This window comes from Priestia megaterium NBRC 15308 = ATCC 14581 (assembly GCF_000832985.1).
Classification (GTDB): Bacteria; Bacillota; Bacilli; order Bacillales; family Bacillaceae_H; genus Priestia; species Priestia megaterium.
On record NZ_CP009920.1, the window covers coordinates 1,860,637 to 1,887,630 of the forward strand.

25 protein-coding genes, 1 tRNA gene and 1 other RNA gene are annotated in these 26,994 nt (G+C 39.3%); 5 read left to right on the top strand and 22 right to left on the bottom strand.

Annotated features, from left to right (window positions below; translation table 11 throughout):
* Positions 1–8: 8 nt before the first annotated feature.
* The 3 genes from moaA to BG04_RS10225 all read right to left on the bottom strand — a co-directional run bounded on the left by moaA (position 9) and on the right by BG04_RS10225 (position 2,229).
* Entirely contained in the window at positions 9–1,025 is a 1,017-nt protein-coding gene (moaA, locus tag BG04_RS10215) for a GTP 3',8-cyclase MoaA (protein ID WP_034648430.1), read from the bottom strand.
* A 46-nt stretch (positions 1,026–1,071) separates the two neighbouring features.
* Positions 1,072–1,818: a formate dehydrogenase accessory sulfurtransferase FdhD gene (gene fdhD, locus BG04_RS10220; RefSeq protein WP_370506938.1), complete on the bottom strand. Its 747-nt coding sequence runs from the start codon at positions 1,816–1,818 to the stop codon at positions 1,072–1,074.
* A 66-nt stretch (positions 1,819–1,884) separates the two neighbouring features.
* Positions 1,885–2,229, bottom strand: a complete 345-nt coding sequence (locus BG04_RS10225; protein WP_013085380.1) for a Na-translocating system protein MpsC family protein — start codon at positions 2,227–2,229, stop codon at positions 1,885–1,887.
* A 364-nt stretch (positions 2,230–2,593) separates the two neighbouring features.
* Between BG04_RS10225 and fdhF the strand changes: the two genes are divergently transcribed.
* From fdhF to modB, 4 genes are all read left to right on the top strand, one after another.
* The gene (gene fdhF / locus BG04_RS10230; protein WP_034648427.1) at positions 2,594–5,533 is read left to right on the top strand and encodes a formate dehydrogenase subunit alpha; all 2,940 of its coding nucleotides are present in this window, start codon (positions 2,594–2,596) and stop codon (positions 5,531–5,533) included.
* Between the two features lie 11 nt (positions 5,534–5,544).
* Entirely contained in the window at positions 5,545–6,024 is a 480-nt protein-coding gene (locus tag BG04_RS10235) for a helical membrane plugin domain-containing protein (RefSeq protein WP_034648426.1), read from the top strand.
* A 125-nt stretch (positions 6,025–6,149) separates the two neighbouring features.
* On the top strand, positions 6,150–6,947 hold the full coding sequence (gene modA / locus BG04_RS10240; RefSeq protein WP_034648423.1) for a molybdate ABC transporter substrate-binding protein: 798 nt from the start codon (positions 6,150–6,152) through the stop codon (positions 6,945–6,947).
* 7 nt (positions 6,948–6,954) lie between these two features.
* Positions 6,955–7,611: a molybdate ABC transporter permease subunit gene (gene modB, locus BG04_RS10245; RefSeq protein WP_013059693.1), complete on the top strand. Its 657-nt coding sequence runs from the start codon at positions 6,955–6,957 to the stop codon at positions 7,609–7,611.
* Between the two features lie 155 nt (positions 7,612–7,766).
* On the opposite strand, the gene ssrA is transcribed toward modB, so the two are convergent.
* The 15 genes from ssrA to BG04_RS10315 form a co-directional block, all read right to left on the bottom strand.
* Positions 7,767–8,128, bottom strand: a transfer-messenger RNA (tmRNA) gene (ssrA, locus tag BG04_RS29670).
* A 137-nt stretch (positions 8,129–8,265) separates the two neighbouring features.
* Positions 8,266–8,733 (bottom strand): SsrA-binding protein SmpB, encoded by a 468-nt coding sequence (smpB, locus tag BG04_RS10250; RefSeq protein ID WP_034648422.1) that lies wholly within the window; start codon positions 8,731–8,733, stop codon positions 8,266–8,268.
* A 151-nt stretch (positions 8,734–8,884) separates the two neighbouring features.
* Positions 8,885–11,227 (bottom strand): ribonuclease R, encoded by a 2,343-nt coding sequence (gene rnr, locus BG04_RS10255; RefSeq protein WP_034648419.1) that lies wholly within the window; start codon positions 11,225–11,227, stop codon positions 8,885–8,887.
* A gap of 38 nt (positions 11,228–11,265) precedes the next feature.
* Complete coding sequence (locus BG04_RS10260; RefSeq protein WP_013059696.1) at positions 11,266–12,006, bottom strand: alpha/beta hydrolase; 741 nt, start codon at positions 12,004–12,006, stop codon at positions 11,266–11,268.
* A 267-nt stretch (positions 12,007–12,273) separates the two neighbouring features.
* A complete protein-coding gene (gene secG, locus BG04_RS10265) occupies positions 12,274–12,507 on the bottom strand; it encodes a preprotein translocase subunit SecG (protein WP_013059697.1) in 234 nt (77 codons plus the stop codon).
* Positions 12,508–12,716: 209 nt separating this feature from the next.
* Entirely contained in the window at positions 12,717–14,012 is a 1,296-nt protein-coding gene (eno, locus tag BG04_RS10270; RefSeq protein WP_013059698.1) for a phosphopyruvate hydratase, read from the bottom strand.
* 24 nt (positions 14,013–14,036) lie between these two features.
* Positions 14,037–15,569 (bottom strand): 2,3-bisphosphoglycerate-independent phosphoglycerate mutase, encoded by a 1,533-nt coding sequence (gpmI, locus tag BG04_RS10275; protein ID WP_034648416.1) that lies wholly within the window; start codon positions 15,567–15,569, stop codon positions 14,037–14,039.
* Positions 15,569–16,324: a triose-phosphate isomerase gene (gene tpiA / locus BG04_RS10280; protein ID WP_013085385.1), complete on the bottom strand. Its 756-nt coding sequence runs from the start codon at positions 16,322–16,324 to the stop codon at positions 15,569–15,571. The genes gpmI and tpiA overlap by 1 nt, the downstream gene beginning before the upstream one ends.
* A 175-nt stretch (positions 16,325–16,499) precedes the next feature.
* Positions 16,500–17,684: a phosphoglycerate kinase gene (locus tag BG04_RS10285; protein WP_013059701.1), complete on the bottom strand. Its 1,185-nt coding sequence runs from the start codon at positions 17,682–17,684 to the stop codon at positions 16,500–16,502.
* Between the two features lie 309 nt (positions 17,685–17,993).
* Positions 17,994–19,001 carry a type I glyceraldehyde-3-phosphate dehydrogenase gene (gene gap / locus BG04_RS10290; protein ID WP_013059702.1) on the bottom strand — a complete coding sequence of 336 codons (1,008 nt, stop codon included), beginning with the start codon at positions 18,999–19,001 and terminating at the stop codon, positions 17,994–17,996.
* A 45-nt stretch (positions 19,002–19,046) separates the two neighbouring features.
* Positions 19,047–20,075, bottom strand: a complete 1,029-nt coding sequence (locus BG04_RS10295) for a sugar-binding transcriptional regulator (protein ID WP_034648413.1) — start codon at positions 20,073–20,075, stop codon at positions 19,047–19,049.
* A gap of 133 nt (positions 20,076–20,208) precedes the next feature.
* Complete coding sequence (locus BG04_RS10300; RefSeq protein WP_013085387.1) at positions 20,209–20,457, bottom strand: glutaredoxin family protein; 249 nt, start codon at positions 20,455–20,457, stop codon at positions 20,209–20,211.
* 12 nt (positions 20,458–20,469) lie between these two features.
* The gene (gene rpoN, locus BG04_RS10305; RefSeq protein ID WP_013085388.1) at positions 20,470–21,780 is read right to left on the bottom strand and encodes an RNA polymerase factor sigma-54; all 1,311 of its coding nucleotides are present in this window, start codon (positions 21,778–21,780) and stop codon (positions 20,470–20,472) included.
* Positions 21,781–22,066: 286 nt separating this feature from the next.
* Complete coding sequence (locus tag BG04_RS10310; protein WP_034648412.1) at positions 22,067–22,741, bottom strand: hypothetical protein; 675 nt, start codon at positions 22,739–22,741, stop codon at positions 22,067–22,069.
* Between the two features lie 200 nt (positions 22,742–22,941).
* Positions 22,942–23,013, bottom strand: a tRNA-Arg gene (locus BG04_RS10315).
* A gap of 220 nt (positions 23,014–23,233) precedes the next feature.
* On the opposite strand from BG04_RS10315, the gene clpP reads away from it, so the two are divergent.
* Entirely contained in the window at positions 23,234–23,821 is a 588-nt protein-coding gene (gene clpP, locus BG04_RS10320; protein WP_013059707.1) for an ATP-dependent Clp endopeptidase proteolytic subunit ClpP, read from the top strand.
* 32 nt (positions 23,822–23,853) lie between these two features.
* Here the strand turns inward: clpP and BG04_RS10325 are convergent, their stop codons facing one another.
* The 4 genes from BG04_RS10325 to rapZ are packed head-to-tail and all read right to left on the bottom strand — an operon-like array spanning position 23,854 to position 26,991.
* Positions 23,854–24,108: an HPr family phosphocarrier protein gene (locus tag BG04_RS10325; protein WP_013059708.1), complete on the bottom strand. Its 255-nt coding sequence runs from the start codon at positions 24,106–24,108 to the stop codon at positions 23,854–23,856.
* 28 nt (positions 24,109–24,136) lie between these two features.
* Positions 24,137–25,081 carry a DNA-binding protein WhiA gene (whiA, locus tag BG04_RS10330; protein WP_013085390.1) on the bottom strand — a complete coding sequence of 315 codons (945 nt, stop codon included), beginning with the start codon at positions 25,079–25,081 and terminating at the stop codon, positions 24,137–24,139.
* A 33-nt stretch (positions 25,082–25,114) separates the two neighbouring features.
* On the bottom strand, positions 25,115–26,101 hold the full coding sequence (locus BG04_RS10335) for a gluconeogenesis factor YvcK family protein (protein ID WP_013085391.1): 987 nt from the start codon (positions 26,099–26,101) through the stop codon (positions 25,115–25,117).
* Positions 26,098–26,991, bottom strand: coding sequence for an RNase adapter RapZ (gene rapZ / locus BG04_RS10340; protein ID WP_013059711.1), 894 nt, complete (start codon positions 26,989–26,991; stop codon positions 26,098–26,100). The genes BG04_RS10335 and rapZ overlap by 4 nt, the downstream gene beginning before the upstream one ends.
* Between the last annotated feature and the right edge of the window lie 3 nt (positions 26,992–26,994).

Consider the following 26,994-nt stretch of genomic DNA (forward strand, 5'->3'; position numbering starts at 1 on the left):
TCTTTGAATTATCCACCAATATGAGACATTTCCACTTTTTCAGCGCCTTGGACCTGTCTTCCATTAGCTCGTTCGTCTGAGTAACGATCTTTCCGATGACTCCAGATATCAGAAATGGTGTCACAAACAGTATGATCAGAGGCTTCTGACCGTATCAGTGTGCGGAGGTCATATCCTTTTGACGCGAACAAACAGGTATAGAGCTTTCCTTCAGCCGATACTCTTGCGCGTGAACAAGTGGAACAGAATGAATCTGTGACAGATGAAATGATACCAATTTCCTCTTCTGTCCCGACGTATCGATACCTGGTGGCTACTTCTCCCGTATAATGAGGTGTAATTTCTTCAAGAGGCATTTCTTGTCCAACTATATCAAGAATTTGTTTCTTTGTTATAACCTCATCCATTTTCCAGCCGTTTGAATTTCCAACATCCATATATTCAATAAAACGCAGCGTATGTTTTTTGTCTTTAAAATAGTGGGCCATCGGAAGAATATCCTGCTCATTCTTGCCTTTTTGGACAACCATGTTTATTTTGACTGAAATCCCCGCAAGAGCTGCTGCTTCTATTCCTTCTAATACTCGTTTTACGCTTCCTCGGTTTCCATTCAACTCTTGAAATCTCACTTCATCAAGCGAGTCTAAGCTAACGGTTACTCTTGATAATCCCGCTTTTGATAAGGCTTCTGCATGCTTCTTTAACAGTGAGCCGTTTGTTGTTATGGCAATATCATCTATACCCTCAATTTGCTTCAGACGATTGATTAGATCTGGCAAACCTTTTCTTAGCAGCGGCTCTCCTCCCGTTATACGCACTTTTTTTACTCCTAGCGATGCGAATAATCTAGTGAGTCTCTCTAATTCATCAAACGAAAGAATGTTTTCGGCAGGTAAAAATGGATAGTCTGCCCCAAAAATTTCTTCAGGCATACAATATCGACAGCGAAAGTTACAGCGATCTGTTACTGACAAACGCAAGTCTCGTAAAGGACGCTTTAAAGTATCAACTATAGCGTATGACATCTGCCTCATCTCTCCTCTCTCTAGCTGTCAGCTTCTCCACAGCAGATTAACTCTCTCTTAAAATTCTTTCCGGGCATGTATAAATATTCAACGAATCATTTCGAATAAACCCTACCGTTGTAATTCCCAATTCTTCTGCTAGATTTAAAGCAAGTTCAGTCGGGGCGGATTTTGAAAGAACCACTTCACACCCGATCTTCGCTACTTTCAACAAAATTTCTGAAGAAATACGGCCGCTGAAAACGACTACTTTATCTCTAATTGAAATATGGTGTTTTAAGCAATACCCGTATAGTTTATCTAGAGCATTATGCCTACCAATGTCCATTCTGCTAAGCATAAAGCCATTTTTATCACAAATAGCAGCGTTATGAACGCCACCCGTTTCTTGAAACGTAGCAGCAGATTGCTGCAGCTTATTCATCAATTGAAAACAATCCTTAATTGAAAGTTCTACCGATATATCGTTCATTTTTTTAGCAGTCAGTGCATCATTTATAAAGACAAACCCTTGTCTGCTCGCCCCGCAGCAAGACGTGATATATCGTTTATTTTGAAGGTTTTGAAAATACGGGTTTAATTTATCTATTGTAACATGAACATACCCTTCTTTTTCTTGAACCCATATGTTTTTAATGTCTGTGTATGCTCGGATAACCCCTTCAGATGCTAAATAGCCAATTACCATATCTTCAATGTATTGTGGGCTACATACCATCGTGACAAACTCTTCTTCATTAATTTTCACAGTCACAGGAAACTCCGTTACAATTTTATCTTCCACGCTTTCCATTTGACCATTTTTAAATCTAAGAACTGTACGCTTCTTAACGGTCGAGTTCATGTGATGTCTCCTTTTTTAAATAATGTTTTTATCAAAAACGAATACGGAAACCGCTATATTTTCTTTTATTTTCATATCTGAAAATAAATTAACCAACTTTGCTCCTACCAATTCTTCTAACCCTTCCGGCGGATTCGATGCATATACATCTTGGATCATTTTTGTTCGAGCTAGATGAACCATGTCACATCCTTCAGCAGTGCTTGCAATAAATGTTTCTGTCGGAGTTAAATTTCCATACAGTGTTGAGACAGCCATATTTTCAACAAAAACCGTATGTATTCTTTCCGGTCCTTTTCCAAATAAATCTTTTCGAAGCTTCCGAATAATATCATTAAATTCATGAATAGTTTTTGACATAATCAACGCTCTCCCACCGATTAAAATTAAATTGTGCATTTTATTCCTACAGTTTTTTTATCATAAATCAACACTTCAAAAAATAAAAGCCTAAAATCTTTGCAGCAAAACTTTTGAAGAGAGTTGGGTATTTAAAAAAGTTGTGCATTTAAAAACGTAGCGATATAATTATAAATAACCGAGATGGAATAATAATAATGAATTGTTATTACTCTATCACTTTTTCTTAACGATATAAATGGGCCGGATTGGCATATTAGTAAGACCTGCTAGTAAACTATTCCACCATGATTGCACTTCCCTTATTTAATTAGGCGTGTGTATTCATGGTGGTTTTTTGTTTTTATATAAAGGAGGAAAACAAATGAGTCGTGAAATTATCACTGTTCATATAAATGGCAACGAATACAAAGCAGCTTCAGGCTCTACCATACTTGAAATTATTAATCAGCAAAGCATTGAGCACCCTCAGATTTGTTATGTTCCTGAAGTGGATCCTATTCAAACTTGTGACACATGTATCGTTGAAATGAATGGCGAGTTAGTTCGTTCTTGTTCTACAAAAGCTGAAAACGGCATGAAGATAGAATTACAATCAGCACCCGCAAAAGCGGCACAGACGGAAGCAATGGATCGTTTATTAGAGAATCATTTGCTATACTGCACCGTTTGCGACAATAACAACGGAAATTGTAAATTACATAACACAGCCGAAATGATGGAGATTGAACATCAAAAATACCCCTATACGCCAAAGGCCTCAGAGAATGAAGTCGATATGTCTCATCCGTTCTACCGTTATGACCCTAATCAATGCATCGCTTGTGGCCAATGCGTAGAGGTTTGTCAAAATCTTCAAGTTAATGAAACACTCTCTATCGACTGGGAAGCAAAACGTCCCCGCGTTCTCTGGGATGACGGTGTAGCAATCAATGAATCTTCTTGTGTGAGCTGCGGTCAATGTGTAACCGTATGCCCTTGTAATGCCTTGATGGAAAAATCCATGCTTGGAGAAGCTGGATTTATGACTGGGCTTCCAAAAGACGTTTTAAATCCAATGATTGATTTAGTTAAAGAAGTAGAACCTGGATACAGCGGAATTTTTGCTGTTTCAGAAGTGGAAGCCGCTATGCGCGAAACACGCACGAAAAAAACAAAAACTGTCTGTACATTTTGCGGAGTTGGATGTTCATTTGAAGTATGGACAAAAGGCCGTGAAATCCTTAAAGTTCAGCCTAGCTCTGATGCTCCCGCAAATGCCATTTCAACCTGTGTGAAAGGAAAATTCGGCTGGGATTTTGTCAACTCTGAAAAACGTATTACTAAGCCTTTAATCCGAAAAAATGGTGCATTTGTAGAGTCGTCATGGGAAGAAGCCCTCGACTTAGTAGCAAGCAGGTTAAGCTCTATTAATCAGCAGTATGGACATGGATCAGTTGGTTTTATTTCTTCTTCTAAGATTACAAACGAAGAAAACTATGTTATTCAAAAGCTGGCTCGCCAAATGTTTGAAACAAATGACGTAGACAACTGCTCTCGCTACTGTCAGTCTCCTGCAACTGATGGATTATTTCGAACAGTGGGAATGGGAGGCGATGCCGGCACGATAAAAGACATCGCAAAAGCTGGACTGGTTATCATCGTTGGAGCTAACCCTGCTGAAGGTCATCCTGTATTAGCAACTCGCATCAAACGCGCGCACAAGCTTCATGACCAAAAACTAATCGTCGCAGATTTGCGCAAAAACGAAATGGCTGAACGCTCTGACATTTTCATCAGTCCAAAACAAGGTACGGACCAAGTATGGCTAATGGCTGTAACAAAATACATGATTGACCAAGGATGGCACAATGAAAAATTCATCCAAGAAAACGTCAACTATTTTGAAGACTTTCACTCTTTGCTTGAAAAGTACACGCTTGAATATGCTGAACAAATTACGGGTATTCCAGCAGCAACGCTCATTCAAATAGCTGAAATGATTCGAGACGCCGATGGAACCTGTGTGCTGTGGGGCATGGGCGTAACGCAAAATACGGGAGGCTCTGATACATCAGCGGCTATCTCAAACCTGTTGCTTGCTACTGGAAACTATCGACGCCCTGGAGCAGGCGCTTATCCGCTCCGAGGCCACAATAACGTCCAAGGAGCATGTGATATGGGAACTCTTCCTGCTTGGCTTCCAGGCTATCAGCACGTCACAGACTCAGTCGCCCGAGCGAAATTTGAAAAAGCATACGGTGTAAAAATTAAAGATAAGCCAGGGCTTGATAATATTCAAATGCTGCATTCAATTGGTGAAGGAAAAATGAAGGCCATGTACCTTGTCGGTGAAGATATGGCTCTTGTTGATTCAAATGCTAACCATGTACACGAAATATTATCAAATTTAGATTTTTTTGTCGTCCAAGACATTTTCCTTTCGAGAACGGCTCAATATGCTGATGTTGTACTTCCTGCTGTTCCTTCTCTTGAAAAAGACGGAACATTTACCAATACGGAGCGACGTGTCCAAAGATTGTATCAAGCATTACCAACGCTCGGTGATTCAAAGCCGGATTGGTGGATTGTTCAAGAGATTGCCAACCGCTTAGGTGCGAACTGGACGTATACACATCCTGGTGATATCTTTGCAGAAATGGCTAGTCTATCACCTCTATTCAGCCAAGCCAGTTACGAAAACCTTGAAGGCTGGAATAGCTTCTTATGGGGGAGCTTAGAGGGAAAAAGCACGCCGTTACTTTACGTCGATGGGTTTAATTTCCCAGATAAAAAAGCGCGCTTTGCTTTATCACATTGGGTACTTCCTGCCGAATTCCCAGAAGAATATGATCTACACATTAATAATGGAAGAATGTTAGAACATTTTCATGAAGGGAATATGACCAATAAATCGAGCGGCATCCAATCAAAAGTACCGGAAGTATTTGTAGAAATTTCACCTCAGCTTGCCAAGGAGCGTGAAATTGAAGAAGGTTCGCTTGTCAGATTAATCTCACCGTTTGGAGCAGTAAAAGTACAGGCATTAATTACAGAGCGAGTAAAAGCAAATGAGCTGTATCTTCCAATGCACTCTGTTCATAAAGATTCGGCTATTAACTTCTTGACCGGACCTGCAGTCGACCAACGAACAAATACGCCGGCTTACAAACAAACAAAAGTACGGATGGAAGTATTAAGTAAAGGTGGAGAAACGCCTTTACCGTCTACAAATCCGCGTAACAAAAAACGTCATCCTCAAAATGGGGTCGAGGTTCAGCGTAAATGGAACCGTCCTGGCTACGTCCATTTAACAAGTAAATAGGAGGAGAAAAGATGGCACAACCTATTACAGAAATTAAGAAACCTCTTCTAAGCGAGGAAGAAGAAAAACAACAAAAATTAGAAGATTTAACTTCTCTGCTGGCAGATAATGAAGAAGCGTTGAACCGTATTATCGGTATTGTTGGCGAACTTAACGACATGGGTGTTCTTGAAGCTGCTGATTCAATGATTCAAGCGAAAGAAAAAATCTCAAAAATTGCGCTTCATCAAATTTCCAGAGAACCGGTAACCAATTTAATTAATACTCTTATGGGTGCAAGCAGCGGTTTAATGAAGGCAGATCCAGAGGTAACTGCTAAACTTGTAAATAGCGCAACAGCTGGTATGAACGAAGCGAATGAATATGTAAAAACCGGAAAAAAAGTAAGTGCATTAGCTCTTATAAAAGCGCTAAACGATCCAGACGTCAATCGTGCAATTGGATTTGGGCTTCACTTTTTAAAAGGAATGGGCAAAGCGTTGGAAGAATAAATGAAGCAGCGACTTGAAAGTTTTCCCCCTTTCAAGTCGCTGCTTTCTTTTTAGGAAGTCAAATTTAAAATGAACGTGATATAGTTATACTAAATTGCTTTACTACAACTAACTGAGGTGACACGATGCAACAATACTTTAAACCCTTATTCGCACTATTATTTTTAATTATGTTTACTGCTGCTTGTTCGAACGAAACAAATACCGATCAATCCGCAGCTCAGCACAAAAACATCAGCTTAACGATATCCGCTGCGGCCAGCTTAAAAGATGCGCTCACTGATATTCAAAAGCAATATGAAAAAAAGCATCCAAATATAGACTTGAAATTTAATTTTGGAGCTTCAGGCTCGCTGCAACAGCAAGTTACAAACGGCGCACCTGTTGATTTATTTTTTTCAGCAGCGGAAGACAAGTTTGATGCACTAGTAAAAGCAGGAGCTATCTCCAAAGAGAATGGTGCTGACTTGGTTGGCAATGACCTTGTGCTTATCGTGCCAAAGAATAATACGTCTGCTATCACAAATTTTGAAGATCTATCAAAGCCGACTGTTCAAAAAATTGCACTTGGAATACCAGAATCCGTTCCTGCCGGACAGTATGCGAAGGAGACTTTTGAACACATGAACCTCTGGAAAAACATTGAGCCAAAAACCGTCTATGCGAAAGACGTACGCCAGGTGCTTTCCTATGTAGAGACAGGAAACGTTGAAGCTGGGGTGGTTTATAAAACCGATGCCTTGATTTCAAAAAAGGTGAAGATTGTCGCTACTGCAGATAATAGCACTCACAAACCAATTGTATATCCTGTAGGCGTTATTAAGGATTCGAAACATCCACAAGAAGCAAAAGCTTTTTATCAATTTTTACAAAGTAAGACGGCTCTTGACACTTTAAAGAAATACGGTTTCACTGCAAATTGAGGCCGCTATGATTCAAGAATTTTTATCTCCTCTTCAGCTATCGCTTAAAATTGCATTAGTAGCAGGATTTGTCGTTATTATTTTAGGCACTGTTATAGGAAAACTGTTATCTAGGAAACACTTTAAGGGAAAAGTGATGATTGAAACGGCGTTAATGCTCCCGTTGGTGCTCCCTCCGTCCGTTGTTGGATTTTTATTGATTGTCATATTCGGGAAACACAGCCTGCTCGGCCGGGCAATTGAATGGGTCTTTCAACAACCCGTTATTTTCACATGGTGGGCAGCTGTTATTGCCTCCGTTGTCGTTGCGTTTCCGCTTATGTATCAATCTGCCAAAACAGGCTTTCAAGGCGTTGATTACGAAATTGAAGACGCAGCTCGAGTAGATGGTGCAAGCGAATGGAAAGTCTTTTTCTTTATTTCTATCCCTTTAGCTTCTAAAGCCATCGTAACAGGAGGAGTGCTAAGTCTGGCAAGAGCACTCGGAGAGTTTGGAGCCACTTTGATGTTTGCCGGCAATATTCCAGGTGAAACTCAAACTGTGCCTACTGCTATCTACGTAGCGATTGACTCTGGAAACATGAATCTCGCTTGGCTATGGGTTATTTCAATCGTCTTTCTTTCCTTTCTTATGCTGCTTTTTGTTCAGCTTAAACAAAAATAAAAGGATGCCTCTTTGTGTAACAGGCATCCTTTTATTTCTTTCCTGCTTTTTTCAATTTTACATAAATTATAAATTAAAAAGGAGCTAATCAAATGAAGAGCATACATTTGATTAACTCCTGTTATAAGTAAGGTAAGCCACCATACAATATGTATTGGTGGAGACGGTGGGAGTCGAACCCACGTCCAGAAATATCGCCACTTAAGCGTCTACGAGTGTAGTTGGCATATTGATCATTCGCGAGCTGTTCTGCCTACCAACAGGCGTCCCAGTCGCTAGTCTGATTATTCTCTTCCTTCGTCCTCAGACGGCGAACTCCGGCGTAGCCCACTTAAAGTGAGTCCCTTACCCTACCACATGGGCGATGGAGGGAGGAACCGCTAAGCTACTATTATGCAGCTAAAGCGAAGTTATTGTTAGATTTGCCAGTTATTATTGGCGTTGATGTTTTAACGAGGCCATCTCCTCGACTCGCAACCTAAGCTCGAACTACCCCTGTCGAATCCGTAACGTCCCCATATAAAAGGGAGTCGGAATGTGTAAGAAAAAATCTTACATCAGATAGCGACTTCAGTGTGCAAAATGAAATCTAACTGATAACAATACTTATTATATCACAAAATGAGCATTTTGCAATTGTAATATTTTGTAATGTTACATCTTTTGACGATCACGAAATGCTCGTTCGATATCGCGCTTCGCTTCTTTTTGTTTTAAGTCTTCACGCTTGTCATATTTCTTTTTACCCTTACCAAGCCCTAGTAAAACCTTTGCGTATCCATTTTTTAAATACACTTTTAAAGGAACTAATGAATAACCCGTTTCTTTTGAATAGCCAATTAGCTTGCTGATTTCACGCTTATGCAGCAATAGCTTTCGTGTACGCAACGGCTCATGATTGTATCGATTTCCTTGTTCGTAAGGACTAACGTGCATATTGTGTAGAAATACTTCTCCGTTTTGCACACGAGCAAAAGAGTCCTTTAAATTTACACGCCCATTACGAATTGATTTAATTTCCGTTCCTTGTAGAACAATACCCGTCTCATATGTTTCTTCAATAAAAAAGTCGTGGCGGGCTTTTTTGTTTTGTGCAATTAATTTCCCTTCACCTTTTGGCATAAAACGTTCCTTCCCTTCAGCCGTACTTACGTATATGTATGATATTATGTATCATTTTACTGTATGGAAATCTAAACAACAACTAAAACGTTTAATGGAGCTGTTTTGAAGCAGAAGGAATACCCTTCTGCTTCACTGCTGTCGATTTCGATTATTTACGCTTTTTCTTTTTGCGCTTAACATTTGGGGCACCCTCGAAGAATCTCTTTTTCTTTTTCTTCTTTGGCTTTTGAGTAGACCACTCTTCATTTTTGCTTCGGCTGCCCTCGCGAACTTTTCCTTTATCATCTTTGCGTGACTTTTGTTTTGCTTTAATCACTTTAGGACGGTCTTTAGATAAGCGTTTGCGACTTTCTTTCATTCCTACAATAATAAAGTCAACCGAACGCTCGTCTTTATTCACATCGGCGACTTTCACTTCAATTTCGTCTCCAATTCGGAAGACATTGCCCGTTTTTTCTCCAATCATCGCATAGTGACGTTCGTCGTAACGATAATAGTCATCTGTTAAGTCACTGACGTGAACTAAACCTTCAATCGTATTTTCTAGCTCCACGAACATTCCAAAGTTAGTAACAGAGCTAATAATACCATTAAATACTTCCCCAACTTTATCAGCCATAAACTCAGCTTTTTTCATATCGTCCGTTTCCCGCTCAGCGTCAACTGAACGACGTTCCATATTAGAAGAATGCTCAGCAACATCAGGCAGAAGCTCGCGCCATTTTTCTTGCGTTTGCTGATCTGTTTTTCCTTCAATTAAATACGTGCGAATGAGACGATGAACGATTAAATCCGGATAACGACGGATTGGAGACGTAAAATGCGTATAGAACTCAGCTGATAAACCAAAGTGGCCTAAACTTTCTGCTTCATATTTCGCTTGTTTCATCGAACGAAGCATAACAGTTGAAATAACCATCTCTTCAGGCGTGCCTTTTACTTCTTCTAAAATATCCTGTAGCGCACGCGGATGAATATCGTTTCCTGTTCCTTTCACCGTGTAACCAAAGTTTGTAATGAACTCTAAGAAACGAGTAAGCTTCTCTGCATCTGGATCTTCATGAATACGATAAATGAACGGTACGTTCATCCAGTGAAAATGTTCTGCTACTGTTTCATTCGCCGCTAGCATAAATTCTTCGATTAGCTTTTCAGCAACCGAACGTTCACGCAAAATAACATCGTGAGGATGGCCATCATCGTCTACTAATACTTTTGCTTCTTTGAAATCAAAATCAATGGCCCCGCGATCCATTCTCTTTTTACGAAGAATAGCTGCCAGCTTTTCCATACGCTCAAACATCGGAACAATTGGCTCGTAGCGTTCTAACACTTCTTCATCTTTATCCACTAAGATTTTGTTAACGTCTGAATACGTCATTCGTTCTGTCGTTTTGATGACACTTTCAAAAATTTCATGTTTCACTACTTCACCCTGTGGATCGATTTCCATCTCACACGAAAGCGTAAAACGGTTAACTTTTGGATTTAATGAGCAAATTCCATTAGATAAACGGTGAGGAATCATCGGAATAACTCGGTCTACTAAATAGACGCTTGTTCCGCGCTCTGCTGCTTCTACATCAATCGGAGAACCTTCTTTAACGTAGTGACTTACATCTGCAATATGGACGCCTAATTTGTAGTTTCCATTTTCAAGCTCTGTAACCGTTACGGCGTCATCCAAATCTTTTGCATCTGCTCCGTCAATGGTTACAATAACTTGATCACGAAGATCGCGGCGGTTGCCGATATCTTTTTCGTCAATCGTTTCAGGTGTATCAATTGCTTGTGTTAAAGCATCAGCAGGAAATTCTTGAGGAAGACCGTGCTTATGGATAACAGAAATGATATCGATCCCCGGATCGTTTTTATGTCCAAGAATTTGAACAACTTTTCCTTCTGCGTTCATGCGGCCTTCCGGATAGGTTGTCAGTTCTACTACTACTTTATGGCCTTCAACCGCACCGTTTCTTGCTGCTTTGGGAATAAAAATATCACCTGCAATTTTTTTGTCATCCGCAATCACAAAGCCAAAATTTTTGCTTTGCGTATACGTACCTACAATTTGCTGGGTACCTCGTTCTAAGATTTTTACAATGGTTCCTTCACGACGAGCACCTGATGATTCTGATGACACTCTTGCAAGCACAATATCTCCGTGCATAGCATTGTTTGTTTCAGTAGGGGGAATAAATACATCACCCGCATCTTTTTCTTCAGGAACTACGAACGCAAACCCTTTTGCATGTCCGCTTACTTTCCCTTTGACAAAATTCATTTGTTCCGGCAGCCCGTAGCGATCGTTTCTTGCTCGGATAATTAAACCCTTCTCTTCCATAATAACAAGTGCCTTCACAAACTCTTTGAATGACTCTGCATCCTCAGTATTAAATTCTTTTGCAAGCTCTTGGACAGTCAAAGGTTTGTAATTATCCCTTTTCATAAAATCCAATATTTCATTTATATAGGGCTGATTTTCTTCTTTCACATCATGTCCCTCCTTTTTCTTTATTCTTATTATCTCTATCACCAATCAAGTGATTCCAAAAATGCATATACATCCTCGTGAAGCTGATCACGCTCTTTATCAAAGGTAATGGTATGACCAGATTCTTCGTACCATTTTATATCTTTTGTAGGAGACTCGACGCTATTATAAATAATATTGGCGCTGTCTGTATTAATCATATGATCATGACGACCTTGTACAACAAATGTCGGTGCATAAATCATATCAACTGAATTTCGCACTTCAGCGATTAATTCCTGTAAAGACTTTAATGTGTTCATTGGTGTTTGCTTGAACTCTTCCATTTCTTGTTCAATCTGTTCAGACGATTTACCTTCACGCTTTTTATATTCGCGTGCATACGCTAAAACACCTTCATACATGACTTCTTCACTCTTTATATACATAGGGGCGCACATAGGCACAATACCCTTTATAGGTACAGTGTAACCTAATTTCAGTGAAAATACGCCACCTAGTGAAAGACCTACAGCGGCAATACTTTCATGACCTTTGCTTTTCAAAAACTCATAGCCGTCCATGACATCTTTCCACCAATCTTTTGGACCAGTATGAACAAGTTCTTCAGGCGCTACGCCATGTCCTTTGTAATGAGGTGCGTGGCATGTGTATCCTTTTTTCTCTAAAAAACGACCTAACATACGAACATCAGCAGAATTTCCGGTAAAACCATGAAGTAATAAAACAGCTTTTTCGCCGCCTTCAAATGTAAATGGCTTTGGTTGTGCAATTTTCATATATCATTTAACTCCTTTTAGTTATAATATCTGCAGTCCTAATAGAAAAAAACATGTATTTATGTGACGGTCATCACATAAAAAGAGATGTAGCCATCAACTTTTACGCTTTTATACTATATTTAGTACTTTTTTCTAAAGCTATATTATATCATTACTTAAAAATGAAATTAAAGTATTCAACACGCCCATTAAAAAACCACCTAATACATAAGTTGGTATACACCAAGTACATATGCATTAGGTGGCAGTCTATCCAGTAACATATTAAAGTTTGAAATAAGATACAGCAAGTGTTAACACAAAGAATAAGATAGATAACACTACTGTCAAACGGTGTAAAACTAAGTCAATTCCACGTGCTTTTTGTTTCCCAAATAACGTTTCAGCTCCACCGGAAATAGCTCCAGATAATCCAGTAGTTTTACTTGATTGTAAAACGACCACAACAATCAAAGCAATTGAAACAATCACTAGCAAAGTAATCAGCAATGTATGCACTAAGACACACCTCCTACACCAAGTAATAGTCCATCAGCGGGGTTTCTTCATCCCTTCTGATTGGCATTACCGGGGATAAAGTACGCGCACTACGCTAAGGTTAATTTATCATAAAAAACCCTCTCGTACAAGTAATGGCAGTGAAATACAACGGATTTTAACGTAAAAAAAACGGACGACAATCGTCATCCGTTTTTTATACTTTCAACTTATTTTTTTAAGTTGTAGAAAGATTTAGCGCCATCGTATACAGCTAGAACACCTAACTCGTCTTCGATGCGTAATAATTGGTTGTATTTCGCAATACGATCTGTACGGCTCATAGAACCAGTTTTGATTTGACCAGCGTTTGTTGCAACAGCGATATCAGCGATTGTTGCATCTTCAGTTTCACCAGAACGGTGAGAAACTACTGCTGTGTAACCAGCACGTTTAGCCATTTCGATAGCTTCGAACGTTTCAGTTAATGTACCAATTTGGTTAACTTTGATAAGGATAGAGTTACCTACGCCTTGTTCTATACCTTGAGCAAGTTTTTTCGTGTTTGTTACGAATAGATCGTCACCAACAAGCTGTACTTTTCCGCCAATGCGCTCAGTTAATAGCTTGTGACCATCCCAGTCATTTTCGTCTAAACCGTCTTCGATTGAAACAATTGGGAATTCGTTAACTAACTGCTCGTAGAAATCTACCATTTCAGCAGAAGTTACGCCTGTACGGCCTTCGCCTGCTAAATCATATTTACCAGTTTCTTTGTTGAAGAATTCAGAAGAAGCTACGTCCATACCTAATTGGATGTCTTTACCAGCTTCGTAACCAGCTTTTGTGATTGCTTCTACGATTACTTCTAATGCTTCACGGTTAGAACCTAAGTTAGGAGCGAAACCACCTTCGTCACCTACAGCTGTGTTTAAGCCTTTAGCAGATAAAACAGATTTTAACGCGTGGAATACTTCAGCACCCATACGGATTGCTTCTTTGAATGTAGGAGCTCCTACAGGTAAGATCATGAATTCTTGGAAGTCAACGTTGTTATCAGCATGAGAACCACCGTTGATGATGTTCATCATTGGAGTTGGTAATTGCTTAGCGTTGAATCCACCAAGGTAACGGTATAATGGAAGACCTACGAAATCAGCTGCTGCGTGAGCTACTGCCATAGATACACCAAGAATAGCGTTGGCACCTAATTTACCTTTGTTTTCAGTACCGTCTAACTCGATCATAAGGCGGTCAATACCGATTTGATCAGTTACGTCCATACCTACTAATTCAGGAGCGATAATTTCGTTTACGTTTTCTACTGCTTTTAATACACCTTTACCTAGGTAGCGAGATTTGTCACCATCGCGTAATTCTACTGCTTCGTATTCACCAGTAGAAGCACCACTTGGTACTAAAGCGCGTCCGAAAGCGCCTGATTCAGTATATACTTCAACTTCAACTGTTGGGTTACCGCGAGAATCTAATACTTCGCGTGCATAAATGTCAAGAATTGCTGGCATTTTAAAACTCTCCTTTATAATTAATTATTTAATTAATGTTTTACCTGTCATTTCTTTTGGCTGTGCTACATCTAGAAGAGTAAGCATCGTAGGAGCTAGATCTCCTAGAATACCATCTTCACGAAGCTCTAAGCCTTGTTTGGTTACGATTACTGGAACAGGATTCGTTGTATGAGCCGTCATTGGATTACCTTCAAGTGTAATCACTTCATCAGCATTACCATGGTCTGCTGTGATGATTGCTGTACCGCCTTTAGCTAAAATTGCATCAACGATTTTGCCTAAGCACTCATCTACTGTTTCAATCGCTTTTACCGTTGGTTCTAGCATACCTGAATGGCCTACCATATCAGGATTTGCAAAGTTTAACAAAATAGCGTCTTGCTTATCGCCTTCGATTTCTGCAAGCAACGCGTCCGTCACTTCATAAGCACTCATCTCAGGTTTCAAGTCATATGTTGCTACTTTTGGTGAATCGATTAAGATACGTGTTTCACCAGGAAACTCTGCTTCACGTCCACCGCTCATAAAGAACGTTACGTGAGGATATTTTTCTGTCTCGGCAATACGAAGCTGCTTTAAGTTATTTTGAGATAATACTTCACCAAGCGTGTTATCTAAGTTATTTGGCTTAAAGGCTACATATCCGTCAACTGTTTCGCTGAAGTGAGTTAAACATACAAAATGTAAGCTTTTCGGATGTTTTTCACCGCGATCAAATGAACGGAAATCTTCGTTTGCGAACGTATTTGAAATTTGAATTGCGCGATCTGGACGGAAGTTGTAGAAAATAACTGCATCTTCGTCTTGAATTGTCGCAACTGGCGATCCGTCTTCTTTTGTAATAACAGAAGGTAAAACGAATTCGTCATAGATTCCATTTTCATACGAATCTTTTACGCACTCTTCAGCGCTTGTATATGATGGACCTTCGCCGTACACCATTGCGCGGTATGATTTCTCTACGCGCTCCCAGCGTTTATCGCGGTCCATTGAGTAGTAACGTCCTGAAAGTGTTGCAATTTCACCAACGCCGTACTCTTCAATTTTTTCATTAAGTTCTTTTAAATACGTTTCAGCAGATTGAGGTGCTACGTCACGGCCATCTAAGAAACCATGAATGTAGACTTTTTCTAAGCCTTCACTCTTAGCTAGACGCAATAATGCATATAGATGTTCAATATGACTGTGTACGCCGCCATCAGATAAAAGACCGAAAAGATGAAGGTTTGTACCCTTTTCTTTTGCGTGCTTTACAGCTGCTAGAAGCGTTTCGTTTCGTTCAAACTCGCCTTCACGAATTGCTACGTTTACACGAGTTAAGCTTTGGTACACAATTCGGCCTGCGCCGATGTTTAAGTGACCTACTTCAGAGTTACCCATTTGGCCTTCTGGTAAGCCTACAGCTTCTCCAGACGCCTGAAGTGTAGCATGAGGATACTCGTTCCAGAAACGGTCGAAGTTTGGTTTTTTTGCATGTGTTACCGCATTACCTTTATCTTCATCGCGTAATGCAAAACCATCTAAGATGATTAATGCTACTGGCTTTTTACTCATTACTTACCAGCCTCCAAAAGCTGTAAGAAAGAATCTGCTTCTAAGCTTGCTCCACCTACTAAAGCTCCGTCAATGTCTGATTGAGACATATATTCTTTAATATTAGCAGGTTTTACGCTACCGCCGTATTGAATACGTACAGCATCTGCAACATCTTGAGAGAATTGTTCTGCAACAACGCTACGGATGTATGCACAAACTTCGTTTGCACCTTCAGCAGTTGAAGATTTACCTGTACCGATTGCCCAAATTGGCTCATATGCAATAACCGTTTGCTTTACTTGCTCATCAGTTAGACCAGCTAATGCTTTTTGCACTTGATTAGCTACAACTGTTTTTGTTTGATCTTGTTCGTACTCTTCGTTTGTTTCACCGCAGCAAACGATTGGTGTTAAACCGTGTTTGAATGCAGCAATTGTTTTTTGGTTTACTGTTTCGTCCGTTTCAGCAAACATTTCACGACGCTCAGAGTGTCCTAAAATGACATAGTTCACACCTAAGTCTGCTAAAGCAACAGGGCTCACTTCTCCAGTGAACGCACCGTTTTCTTCAAAGTGCATGTTTTGTGCACCAATTTTTAAGTCTGTGCCTTTAGTCGCTTCTACTAAACGATCTAAAAATAGTGCAGGTGCACATACTACTGAATCTACGCTTTCAGGAGATGGTACTGCTCCTTTTACTTCTTCAACAAAGCTAGTTGCTTCAGAAAGTACTTTGTTCATTTTCCAGTTTCCTGCAATAATTGGTTTACGCATGTATAACACCGTCCTTTGTTTATTGTGGGTTTTCCCTTCACGCGTTAGATGTCCAAGAGGGTGCTGTTAAAAGTGATTCGGTCCCTTTTATCTCTTGGTCATCCATCTTCGCTGCTTGATAATTTTTTATATTATCAGTCGTCAGGTCGGTCCTCCGTCTTACTGAAACATAAACTTACTTATCGTTTAATGCAACTACGCCTGGAAGTTCTTTACCTTCCATAAACTCTAGTGACGCACCGCCACCTGTAGAAATATGGCTCATTTTATCAGCTAAGTTGAATTTTTCAACAGCTGCTGCAGAGTCTCCTCCGCCGATTACTGAATATGTGTCAGTTGCTTCTGCTAAAGCTTCTGCTACTGCTTTTGTTCCGTTAGCAAATGCATCTAATTCAAATACACCCATTGGTCCATTCCAAATAACTAACTTAGAGTTTTTGATTACGTCAGCATAGATTTCACGCGTTTTCGGTCCTGCGTCTAAGCCTTCCCAATCGCTTGGAATATCTTCAATTGATACAACTTGAATATTAGCATCATTTGAGAAGTCATCTGCTACTACCACGTCCACTGGCATGTAGAAGTTTACTCCGTTTTTCTTAGCTTTTTCCATGAAAGATTTTGCAAGTTCAATCTTGTCTTCTTCAAGAAGTGATTTACCTACTTCATGGCCTAGTGCCTTAATAAATGTGTAAGAAAGTCCTCCACCGATGATTAAGTTATCTACTTTATCAAGCAAGTGGTCAATTACACCGATTTTGTCTTTAACTTTTGCTCCACCAACGATTGCAGTAAATGGACGTTCTGGGTTTGATAATGCTTTTGAAAGCACATCAAGCTCTTTTTCCATTAAGAAACCTGCTACTGCTGGAATATGTTGTGCAATTCCTTCTGTTGAAGCATGCGCACGGTGAGCTGCACCGAATGCATCGTTTACGTACACGTCTGCTAATTCAGCAAATGCTTTTGCTAATTCAGGATCGTTTTTCTCTTCACCTGGGTAAAAACGTACGTTTTCAAGTACTAAAACATCGCCTTCGCTCATGCCGTCGATTGTTTTCTTTACTTCTTCACCAAAAGCTTCGTCAGCTTTTGCAACGTCTTTACCAAGAAGAGCTTGTAAACGTTCTGCAACAGCATTTAGACGTAACTCTTCAACAACTTCGCCTTTTGGACGTCCAAGATGGCTAGCTAAAATTACTTTTGCACCTTGTTCTACTAAATATTGAATAGTAGGAATAGCTGCACGAATACGAGTTTCGTCTGTTACTTTTCCGTCTTTCATTGGTACGTTAAAGTCTACGCGACAAAATACTCGCTTTCCTTTTACATCGATGTCTTTCAACGTTTTTTTGTTCATCGTTAAAAGGCCTCCTTAAGTATTTATGGTACTAAGCAAGTAGGCTTCTATGTAATCATCAATCCACAAACCACCGTAGATTTCATTTTATATATTGGCGCCTTTCTATATAAAGTGAAACTCCAGTTAGCTGCTTATGACGCTTTTTCATGTAGAAGCCAATACATAAATCAAGGAAGAGGGGGTATGCCCCTCTCTTCCTTAGCAAGTCTTATTATAGTCGTTCTATTTTCAGATATCCAATAAAAAAGAAAAGTCTAGTCGATTTCTGTCTTATTGAATAAAATAGAAGCGAATTTTAAGTTATTCTTATAGTCCTTTAGCAGCGATGTATTGAGCAAGGTCTACTACACGGTTAGAATATCCGCTCTCGTTATCGTACCAAGAGATAACTTTAACCATGTTACCTTCCATTACCATTGTAGATAATGCATCGATTGTAGAAGAGTTGATGTTACCATTGTAGTCACCAGATACTAGTGGCTCTTCGCTGTAACCAAGGATGCCTTTAAGATCGCCTTCAGCAGCTTCTTTAAGAGCGTTGTTTACATCTTCAACAGTTACTTCTTTGTCAAGTTCAGCAACTAAGTCTACTAAAGAAACGTTTGGAGTTGGAACACGCATAGCTCCACCGTTTAATTTACCTTTTAATTCAGGTAATACTAGAGATACAGCTTTAGCAGCACCAGTTGAAGTTGGGATGATGTTTTCAGCAGCTGCACGAGCACGACGGTAATCTTTGTGTGGTAAGTCTAAGATTTGTTGGTCGTTTGTGTAAGAGTGAACTGTTGTCATCATTCCGCGTTTAAGACCGAACTTGTCATTTAACACTTTAGCAAATGGCGCTAAGCAGTTAGTTGTACAAGAAGCGTTTGAAATTACGTTGTGGTTAGCCGCATCGTATTTGTCTTCGTTAACACCCATTACGATTGTGATATCTTCGTCAGATGCTGGAGCAGAGATGATTACTTTTTTAGCTCCTGCTTCTAAGTGTTTCGCAGCGTCAGCGCGTTTTGTGAAGAATCCAGTAGATTCAACAACGATTTCTACGCCTTGTTTGCCCCAAGATAATTGAGCTGGGTCACGTTCAGCAGAGATTTCGATTGTTTTACCGTTTACTACTAAGTTGCTACCATCTACTACTACTTCTGCATCTAATTTTCCGTGTACAGAATCATATTTTAAAAGGTGAGCAAGCATGTTAGCATCTGTTAAGTCGTTGATTGCTACTACTTCAACGTTATCATTTTTTAAAGCTGCGCGGAATACATTACGGCCGATACGACCAAATCCGTTAATACCAATTTTTACTGCCATGGGTATTTCCTCCTTGAATGTAAAAAGTATTTTTTATATGAGGGATTAATTAAAACCCCTTACTAACTCTTTTGCGGCGCCTTCATCTGTAATGAGAATCGAATCATGCGCTTGTTGCATAAACGCTTTAATTGCCTTTGCTTTTGATGAACCTCCTGCAACAGCAATAACACATTTATTGTTCTTTAAATCATCGAGTTGTATGCCAACTGTTTTAACTTTATGAACAACTTCGCCTTGATGATTAAAATAGTATCCAAATGCCTCACCTACAGCATGTCCATTTTTCACTTTTTCTAAGTCTGCTTGTGGTGTTTTACGGCGTTCTGCCATTGTCATAGCGTCTCCTATTCCGTGAACAACCATACCAGCGGACTTAATTAAATGAAGCATGTCTTTAATAGATGGTTCACCGATAATGGATCGGTATGCTTCATCACTAAGCTGATCTGGAACATGAAGCAAGCGATAGTGACTCATGGACTTTTCAGCCATCTTAGCACAAATCGTATTTGCTTGGTTTTGTACATTTTCACCTAGCCCTCCGCGAGCAGGTACAAAAAGTACATCAGGGTGTTTTAAATCAGGTGTCATCATTTCGGCAACGGCGGCAAGCGTCGTACCACCTGTAACAGCAACGGTATTTTTTTTACCAACAAGGCGCTCCTTGATACACGAAACAGATGCTCGACCCATTTCATTTTTGACCCAAGGAGACTGATCACTATCTCCAGATACAACAACAACTTCTGATAAAGAAAACGCCTCTTTTAATGTTGTTTCCAATAACCGAAGTCCTGAAACTTCCTTCATTACTTCTTCTAATTCAGCCAGAAGGAGCTCTCCCTCATTTGTAAGCGTCATTCCACTAGGGTAAATGTCAATCAAATCTTGTTCTTTTAAGAATGTTACTTCGCTTCGTAACACACGCTCTGTTAGCCCAAGGCTTACAGCTAAGTTTCTGCGGCCAATCGGCTGCATTAAACGTATGTATTGCAAGATTTGATAGCGCTTTTGCATAACTGAGAGAAGTTCAGGTAATAATTTTCGTTGTACTTCTATTAAAGAACGCATGTTAAAATCCCCTTAAGGCATAAACTCGCTGGACACATTTCGTCCCGTATAGACATATTATGTCCCACCTTGCGCAAAAAAAATTCACCCTGCTACAAAATCTATTCTAACAGGAGTGAATCCTTTATTCAACTCATGTGTTGCCTATTTTTAAAAGTAAGCGTTTTCTTAATGGAATACCTGTTATTTTTCCATATTCCACTTCTTCTCCGTCCATTTCTACTACAGGAATCGTAAGATGATATTTTTCCAACCACTCATCGTTTTTATAAATATCTCGTTCAATAAGCTGAAAGGGAAAATCCGACTGCAGCTCTGCAAGCAGCTTCTTTGCATCATCGCATAAATGACAGCTATTTTTGGTATACAGTACGACTTCCACATTCCCACTCCTTTACTGCGTGACAAAAAGTTTTCGTTGACTGGATGGTAGAACGTTTAATTGATCTCGATATTTGGCTACCGTTCTTCTTGAAATAGTAACGTTATAATTGCTTTGCAAGACGTTAGCTAACTGCTGATCTGAAAGCGGACGCTGTTTGTTTTCTTCTGATACTAGCTTTTTAAGCAGTTCTTTTACATGAGTTGTAGAAGTCGCTTCGTTGTTGCCCAGTTGAATACTAGTTGAGAAAAAAGATTTCATTGAAAAGGTGCCAAAAGGTGTTTGAATATATTTGTGCCGAGTAGCACGGCTAATCGTCGATTCATGCACGGACGTTTGTTCCGCTACTTCCTTCATTGTTAAGGGTTTCAAATACGAAGGACCCTTTTTAAAAAATGCTTCTTGTTCAACAAGTAAGGTATTCATTAATGCGTTTAATGTATCTTTGCGTGTGTGTAAACTTTTCATAATCCATTGAAATTCACGATATTTCTCTTGTAAATAAGAAAACATTTCTTGGTTTTGCCTGTTTTTCAGCTGGAGTTTGTATTGTTCATTCACTGAAAGGCGAGGTTCCAAATCCTCATTTGCATAAGCAACGACATTTCCATCTTCAATTTTTACAATAAAATCCGGTACAATGAATCGTTCATTGGACTTCATATAAAATGATCCAGGACGAGGATTTAATTTTTTAATCTGTTCATGTAATTGTTGAAGAGCTTCAAGTGAGATTTGACATAACTTTGAGATTTTCATCCATTTTTTATACGCAAATTCCTCAAAGTGATGTGTCAAAATTTGCTCTATTTTTTCTGTCCATTGATTATTCCTTTTTAATTGAAGCATTAAGCACTCTTGTAAACTTCTTGCCCCTACTCCTGCCGGGTCCATCTGCTGCACAAGCTGGAGAGCCTTTTCAACCTGCTCTTGACCTTGACCAAGCTGGTTAGCAAGTATAATTAACTCATCGTGCAAATAGCCAGCATCATCCAGACTATGAATAACAAACTCAACGGCTGCCTGCTCACATTCATCTAATTTTAATAATGCGGATTGATTCATTAAATGTTCGTACAGCGTTTCTTTAGGAGCTGGTATACTGCTCATATAATCTGTTGAATCAGAAGTTGCATGATTTTTTTGATTGTGAGATGTATAGACGGGCAGCTCTGAAAAATCTATAAGCGGATTTTGAAGCGCCTGCTCATGTAAAAACGCTACAATATCCATCGATGAATATTGTAAAAGAGAAATAGCTTGTGATAATTCTTTTGACATCGTCAGCTTTAACGACTGCTGCTGAAATAATCCAATCTCCATTATTTCTCCCCTCCCCTTTATCTATTTTACTATAAAAACGCTTTCAAAGAGCATGTAACTATTTTTTATATGTAATTTTTTCATCAAAAAATCTCCGTCAACCTTTGTTAACGAAGCGGTTCATCCTATTTTTAATTACTAACCATCAAAAAAGTAATAGAGCTATGTACCTTTATAACTTTTCATTATAATTCGCACCAACCACATGATCCGAGTAATAATCCGACATGACGTTCTCTTCGTCATGTCGGATTTTCTGCATGTGTATAATATATAGAAGAATTACTTATTGAATGGTCTGTGCCATTTGCATAAACTTGTCCAAGTTTTCTTCGTCGTTTTTCGTGAAGATGGTTAGCTTCATTGGTTTCTTTCCTTTAACCAACACAGCGTTTACCGTATGATCGCCAGATGTGGCTTCATACCAAACAGAATCTTTGAAGATTCCATTCTTTTCAAGATTCTTTTTCTCTGCTGCATTTTTATCAACTGCTGTTGCCGTTTGTTTAACAGATTGAGCAGCGTCGTCCATCGATGCTTTTGATGACATCATTTCGATACGCATAAATTGAGAATCATCTGAAGTTAATACTAACGCATCTTTTCCTGGTTCTTCACCCGTTAGTTTATAACCGTCCATTACTTGAATAGAATAATCTTGTTCTGGGCTTTTTGTTAGTTTTGTTTCTGAAGAAGACGTTGACTGTTCATCATCCGCTGTTTCGCTAGTTGATGATTGACTTCCTGAAGGTTTGGCTGAGACCTCAGAAGAATCCGCATCTTTTTTCGAATCTTCTTTTGCAGCGCCTGATGTTTGATCAGATTTAGAAGCTGTGTCCTGCTGAACATTTTCTGCTTGATCATTAGACTTCGGCTGAGCAGAATCTTCGTTCGTCCCGCATGCAGACAGCAATAGTGCTACCGATGCACTGACAATGAAAAGTTTGTTCATACATTTCATATTTATTCCTCCTCCGTGTTTCTTTTCCTTATATACTGTTTTATAGTATTCTGACAAATTCCGCAACCGGTACAATGGAATTAATTCTTGCTTCCTTACGCGTATAAGAGGGTATAGGAGGAAAATAAATATATTTTTTTGAGAAGATGAGCCTTTTTACTCAAAATAAAAAACGTTGCGTAATCCGCAACGTTTTAAGACGCCCTCGACAGGATTCGAACCCACCCTAAGAGAACCGGAATCTCTTGTGCTATCCACTACACTACGAGGGCATATTTGTCACAACTTCCATTATAGGAGAGAAAACTTCTCTTTTCAATAGAATACTACGTTTATTTTTTTTAGAAGGGGGAAAAATTTTAATAATGTCAAAGAGGAATACATAGTCTTTTAAGCGAATATGTGTAGTAGAGGTTCTTTTGTTTGACCTTTATTGACCATACGTGTATTATAGGTACATAACAAATTATTCTTGTTAAGGAGGAATTTAATATGAACTTAATTCCTACAGTTATTGAACAAACAAACCGTGGTGAACGTGCTTATGACATTTATTCACGTTTATTAAAAGACCGCATTATTATTTTAGGTAGTGCTATTGACGATAATGTAGCTAACTCAATCGTTTCTCAGCTTCTATTCTTAGCTGCTGAAGACCCAGAAAAAGATATCTCACTTTATATCAACAGTCCAGGTGGCTCTATTACAGCTGGAATGGCTATCTACGATACGATGCAATTCATTAAGCCAAAAGTTTCTACAATTTGTATCGGTATGGCTGCATCAATGGGTGCTTTCTTACTGGCTGCTGGTGAAAAGGGCAAACGTTTTGCTCTTCCAAACAGCGAAGTAATGATTCATCAACCTCTTGGTGGTGCTCAAGGACAAGCTACTGAAATCGAAATTGCGGCAAAACGTATTCTATTCTTACGTGAAAAACTAAATTCAATTTTAGCTGAGCGTACAGGTCAACCGTTAGAAGTGCTACAACGTGATACAGATCGTGATAATTTCATGACTGCTGAACGCGCTTTAGAATACGGTCTAATTGACAAAGTATTAGAAAACGACCCTAAATAAAAAAAGCCTTTCCCGGAGCGGGAAAGGCTTTTTTATGCATCGTTCTCTACGTAAGCTACTAACGCATCCATTGCTTCTTTTTCATCTACCCCTTCAACAATGAGCGTAATAAGAGAACCGTTATTAATCGCTAAGCTCATTAACCCCATGATACTTTTAGCGTTGACCACTTTCTCATCTTTCTTCAAGTACACATCAGATGTAAAACGAGTTGCTTCTTGCACAAATAGTGCGGCAACACGAGCTTGTAATCCCGTTTTTAATTTTACTTCTACTTGTTTTTCCATGATAAAATCCTCCCCCTTGCAATTCCCCTTATGTGACTGGCTGACCGGCGCGAAGCTTGTCTGCTATTTGGTCAATTTTACGCAACCGATGGTTAATGCCCGATTTGCTAATTTGACCTCCAGATACCATCTCACCAAGCTCCTTTAACGTAACGTCTTGGTATTCCACACGCAAACGAGCAATTTCTCTTAGCTTTTCTGGTAAGATGTCTAATCCAGCTGTTTCATCAATATAACGAATGTTTTCCACTTGACGAATAGCCGCTCCGATCGTTTTATTTAAGTTAGCTGTTTCACAATTGACTAAGCGATTAACGGAATTTCGCATATCTCGGACGATTCTTACATCCTCAAACCGTAAAAGAGCGTTATGGGCTCCAATGATATTTAGAAACTCCGTAATTTTTTCAGCTTCTTTCAAATAGTTAATATAGCCTTTTTTCCGTTCTAATGTTTTACTATTCAATTGAAATTCGTTCATTAAATTGCATAAAGCTTCGTTGTGCTCTTCATACAATGAAAAGATTTCAAGATGGTACGATGATGTCTCTGGGTTATTAATAGAACCGCCGGCTAAAAATGCGCCTCTTAAGTAGGATCGCTTACAGCATTTCTTTTGTACTAGCTCTGGTGAAATACGATGTGTAAACGTGAATCCTTCTTCTACAATTTTTAAGTCTTCCAAAAGCATTCTCGTTTTCTCTACTAATCGAACAATATACACATTATTTTTCTTCAATCGCATTTTCTTACGTACAAGCAGTTCTACTGACACATCATAATTTTTCTTAAGCAGGACATAAATGCGCCGAGCAATCGCTGCGTTTTCTGTTTGAACATCAACCGTGAATTTTTTATTCGAAAAAGAAAGTGAACCATTCATTCGAATTAATGCAGAAAGCTCTGCTTTTGCACAGCAATCTTTGACTTCTAAATTCGTTAACTCTTTTTTTGTTTCTGATGCAAATGACATAACTTCACCTCCAATCTACATACGGAAATGGTGTTAAACACCCGTATTCGCTTTACCTTGCAGCGATGTCAGCATAGAATACACAAGCTTTGCTACTTTTTTTGTATCATGCCTAATTACGCTGCCGTCATACTGAATAATTTGATCTTCAATCACTTCTAACCCTAATTTTAGCAATACTTCACGATCATATTCTACAGGCTGAGCCTGCTCTACTTGATATTTCTTTTTTAAAGGTGCTGGAATAGGTGCATTATTGACGATAATTGCATCTAAAAATGCACACGGCATATGATTGTAAAGCGCTTTAATATGATCACTTGCCTTAAAGCCCAATGTCTCACCCGGCTGCGTCATCACGTTGCATACGTACACTTTCTTGGCTTTTGTCGAACAAAGCTCGTTACAAATATCCTGCACCAGTAAATTCGGCAAAATACTTGTATAAAGACTTCCGGGCCCCAACACAATTAAATCAGCGCGTCGAATCGCTTTTATTGTCTCGACAAGCGGTTTCACATCGGCGGGCGATAAAAATACTTTATTAATTTTTTTATTAACTTCTGGAATTTTAGATTCACCTGTTACGATGGATCCATCTTGCATCTCCGCATGCAGCACAACACTTTGATTAGCTGCTGGAAGTACTTTCCCTCTGACGTTTAGTACTTTGCTCATTTCTCGTATAGCATGCACAAAATCGCCAGTAATAGACGTCATAGCTGCAAGCAACAAATTGCCAAGAGAATGGCCTGTAAGCTCATTTCCTGTATCAAATCGATGCTGAAAAAGCTCTTCAACTAGTGGCTCTACATCAGATAAAGCAACTAGCACATTTCGAATATCACCAGGAGCAGGGATTTCAAGTTCATCGCGCAATCGGCCAGAACTTCCCCCGTCGTCTGCTACGGTTACGATGGCTGTAAGATCAAGAGGGTATTCCTTCAACCCTCTTAACAGCACTGGTAAACCCGTTCCTCCCCCAATGACGACAACTTTTGGAAGCTGTTCACTGCTCATCTATGATTTTCCTTTCTCCTCTCAATGTCACGATGAGAAATATGAGTTTTGTATTCATTCTGGAAATGGTGACCTAAATATTCAGCTAATGTGACGGAGCGATGCTGCCCGCCTGTGCATCCTATAGCAATGACCAGCTGGCTTTTACCTTCTCGCTTGTATTGTGGAAGCATAAACGAAAGTAAGTCTACTACTTTTTCAATGAACTTTTGAGTTTCCGTCCATTTTAATACGTAAGAAGAAACCTCTTCTTCAAGCCCTGTTTTAGGACGCATATGGTCAATGTAGTGAGGGTTTGGCAAAAAGCGCACATCAAAGACTAAATCAGCGTCAATAGGTACACCATATTTAAAACCAAACGACATCACATTAACAGTAAAAACCTGTGAAGCGTGCGACGAAAACTGAGTTAAAATCTTTTCTCTAAGCTCTCTTGGTTTTAACTCTGACGTCTCATAAATAAGCTGAGCTCTTCCCTTTAACTCCTCAAGAAGCTCACGTTCCATACCAATTCCTTCTAAAGGTAAACCCGAAGGAGCTAGCGGATGTGAACGTCTTGTTTCTTTATAGCGTGTCACCAATACAGAATCTTTTGCATCTAAAAATAAAATTTGTGGCGTGACCCACGTTGTTTCACTCATGTTATCTAATGCTTCAAACAGGCTTTCAAAAAACTCTCTGCCTCGCAAGTCCATAACAAGAGCAACTTTATTCATTTTATTCCCTGACTCTTTCATGAGTTCTAAAAATTTCGGTAGCAATGTAGGGGGTAAATTATCTACACAAAAGAACCCTAAATCTTCAAAACTCTGAATTGCTACTGTTTTTCCTGCACCTGACATTCCAGTAATAATCACTAATTGAATATCGCTTACAGACCCAGTACTCATTTT

What these genes read in the sequence shown, in the direction of transcription:
- BG04_RS10335 (WP_013085391.1), bottom strand. Translation starts at nt 26,101, where the DNA reads ATGAGCAGTGAACAGCTTCCAAAAGTTGTCGTCATTGGGGGAGGAACG.
- BG04_RS10295 (WP_034648413.1), bottom strand. Translation starts at nt 20,075, where the DNA reads ATGCGTTCTTTAATAGAAGTACAACGAAAATTATTACCTGAACTTCTC.
- BG04_RS10285 (WP_013059701.1), bottom strand. Translation starts at nt 17,684, where the DNA reads ATGAACAAAAAAACGTTGAAAGACATCGATGTAAAAGGAAAGCGAGTA.
- BG04_RS10325 (WP_013059708.1), bottom strand. Translation starts at nt 24,108, where the DNA reads ATGGAAAAACAAGTAGAAGTAAAATTAAAAACGGGATTACAAGCTCGT.
- BG04_RS10225 (WP_013085380.1), bottom strand. Translation starts at nt 2,229, where the DNA reads ATGTCAAAAACTATTCATGAATTTAATGATATTATTCGGAAGCTTCGA.
- rpoN (WP_013085388.1), bottom strand. Translation starts at nt 21,780, where the DNA reads ATGGAGATTGGATTATTTCAGCAGCAGTCGTTAAAGCTGACGATGTCA.
- BG04_RS10235 (WP_034648426.1), top strand. Translation starts at nt 5,545, where the DNA reads ATGGCACAACCTATTACAGAAATTAAGAAACCTCTTCTAAGCGAGGAA.
- BG04_RS10310 (WP_034648412.1), bottom strand. Translation starts at nt 22,741, where the DNA reads ATGAAATGTATGAACAAACTTTTCATTGTCAGTGCATCGGTAGCACTA.
- moaA (WP_034648430.1), bottom strand. Translation starts at nt 1,025, where the DNA reads ATGTCATACGCTATAGTTGATACTTTAAAGCGTCCTTTACGAGACTTG.
- fdhD (WP_370506938.1), bottom strand. Translation starts at nt 1,818, where the DNA reads ATGGAAAGCGTGGAAGATAAAATTGTAACGGAGTTTCCTGTGACTGTG.
- whiA (WP_013085390.1), bottom strand. Translation starts at nt 25,081, where the DNA reads ATGTCATTTGCATCAGAAACAAAAAAAGAGTTAACGAATTTAGAAGTC.
- modB (WP_013059693.1), top strand. Translation starts at nt 6,955, where the DNA reads ATGATTCAAGAATTTTTATCTCCTCTTCAGCTATCGCTTAAAATTGCA.
- smpB (WP_034648422.1), bottom strand. Translation starts at nt 8,733, where the DNA reads ATGCCAAAAGGTGAAGGGAAATTAATTGCACAAAACAAAAAAGCCCGC.
- BG04_RS10260 (WP_013059696.1), bottom strand. Translation starts at nt 12,006, where the DNA reads ATGAAAATTGCACAACCAAAGCCATTTACATTTGAAGGCGGCGAAAAA.
- fdhF (WP_034648427.1), top strand. Translation starts at nt 2,594, where the DNA reads ATGAGTCGTGAAATTATCACTGTTCATATAAATGGCAACGAATACAAA.
- rapZ (WP_013059711.1), bottom strand. Translation starts at nt 26,991, where the DNA reads ATGAGTACTGGGTCTGTAAGCGATATTCAATTAGTGATTATTACTGGA.
- modA (WP_034648423.1), top strand. Translation starts at nt 6,150, where the DNA reads ATGCAACAATACTTTAAACCCTTATTCGCACTATTATTTTTAATTATG.
- eno (WP_013059698.1), bottom strand. Translation starts at nt 14,012, where the DNA reads ATGCCAGCAATTCTTGACATTTATGCACGCGAAGTATTAGATTCTCGC.
- gpmI (WP_034648416.1), bottom strand. Translation starts at nt 15,569, where the DNA reads ATGAGTAAAAAGCCAGTAGCATTAATCATCTTAGATGGTTTTGCATTA.
- clpP (WP_013059707.1), top strand. Translation starts at nt 23,234, where the DNA reads ATGAACTTAATTCCTACAGTTATTGAACAAACAAACCGTGGTGAACGT.
- tpiA (WP_013085385.1), bottom strand. Translation starts at nt 16,324, where the DNA reads ATGCGTAAACCAATTATTGCAGGAAACTGGAAAATGAACAAAGTACTT.
- gap (WP_013059702.1), bottom strand. Translation starts at nt 19,001, where the DNA reads ATGGCAGTAAAAATTGGTATTAACGGATTTGGTCGTATCGGCCGTAAT.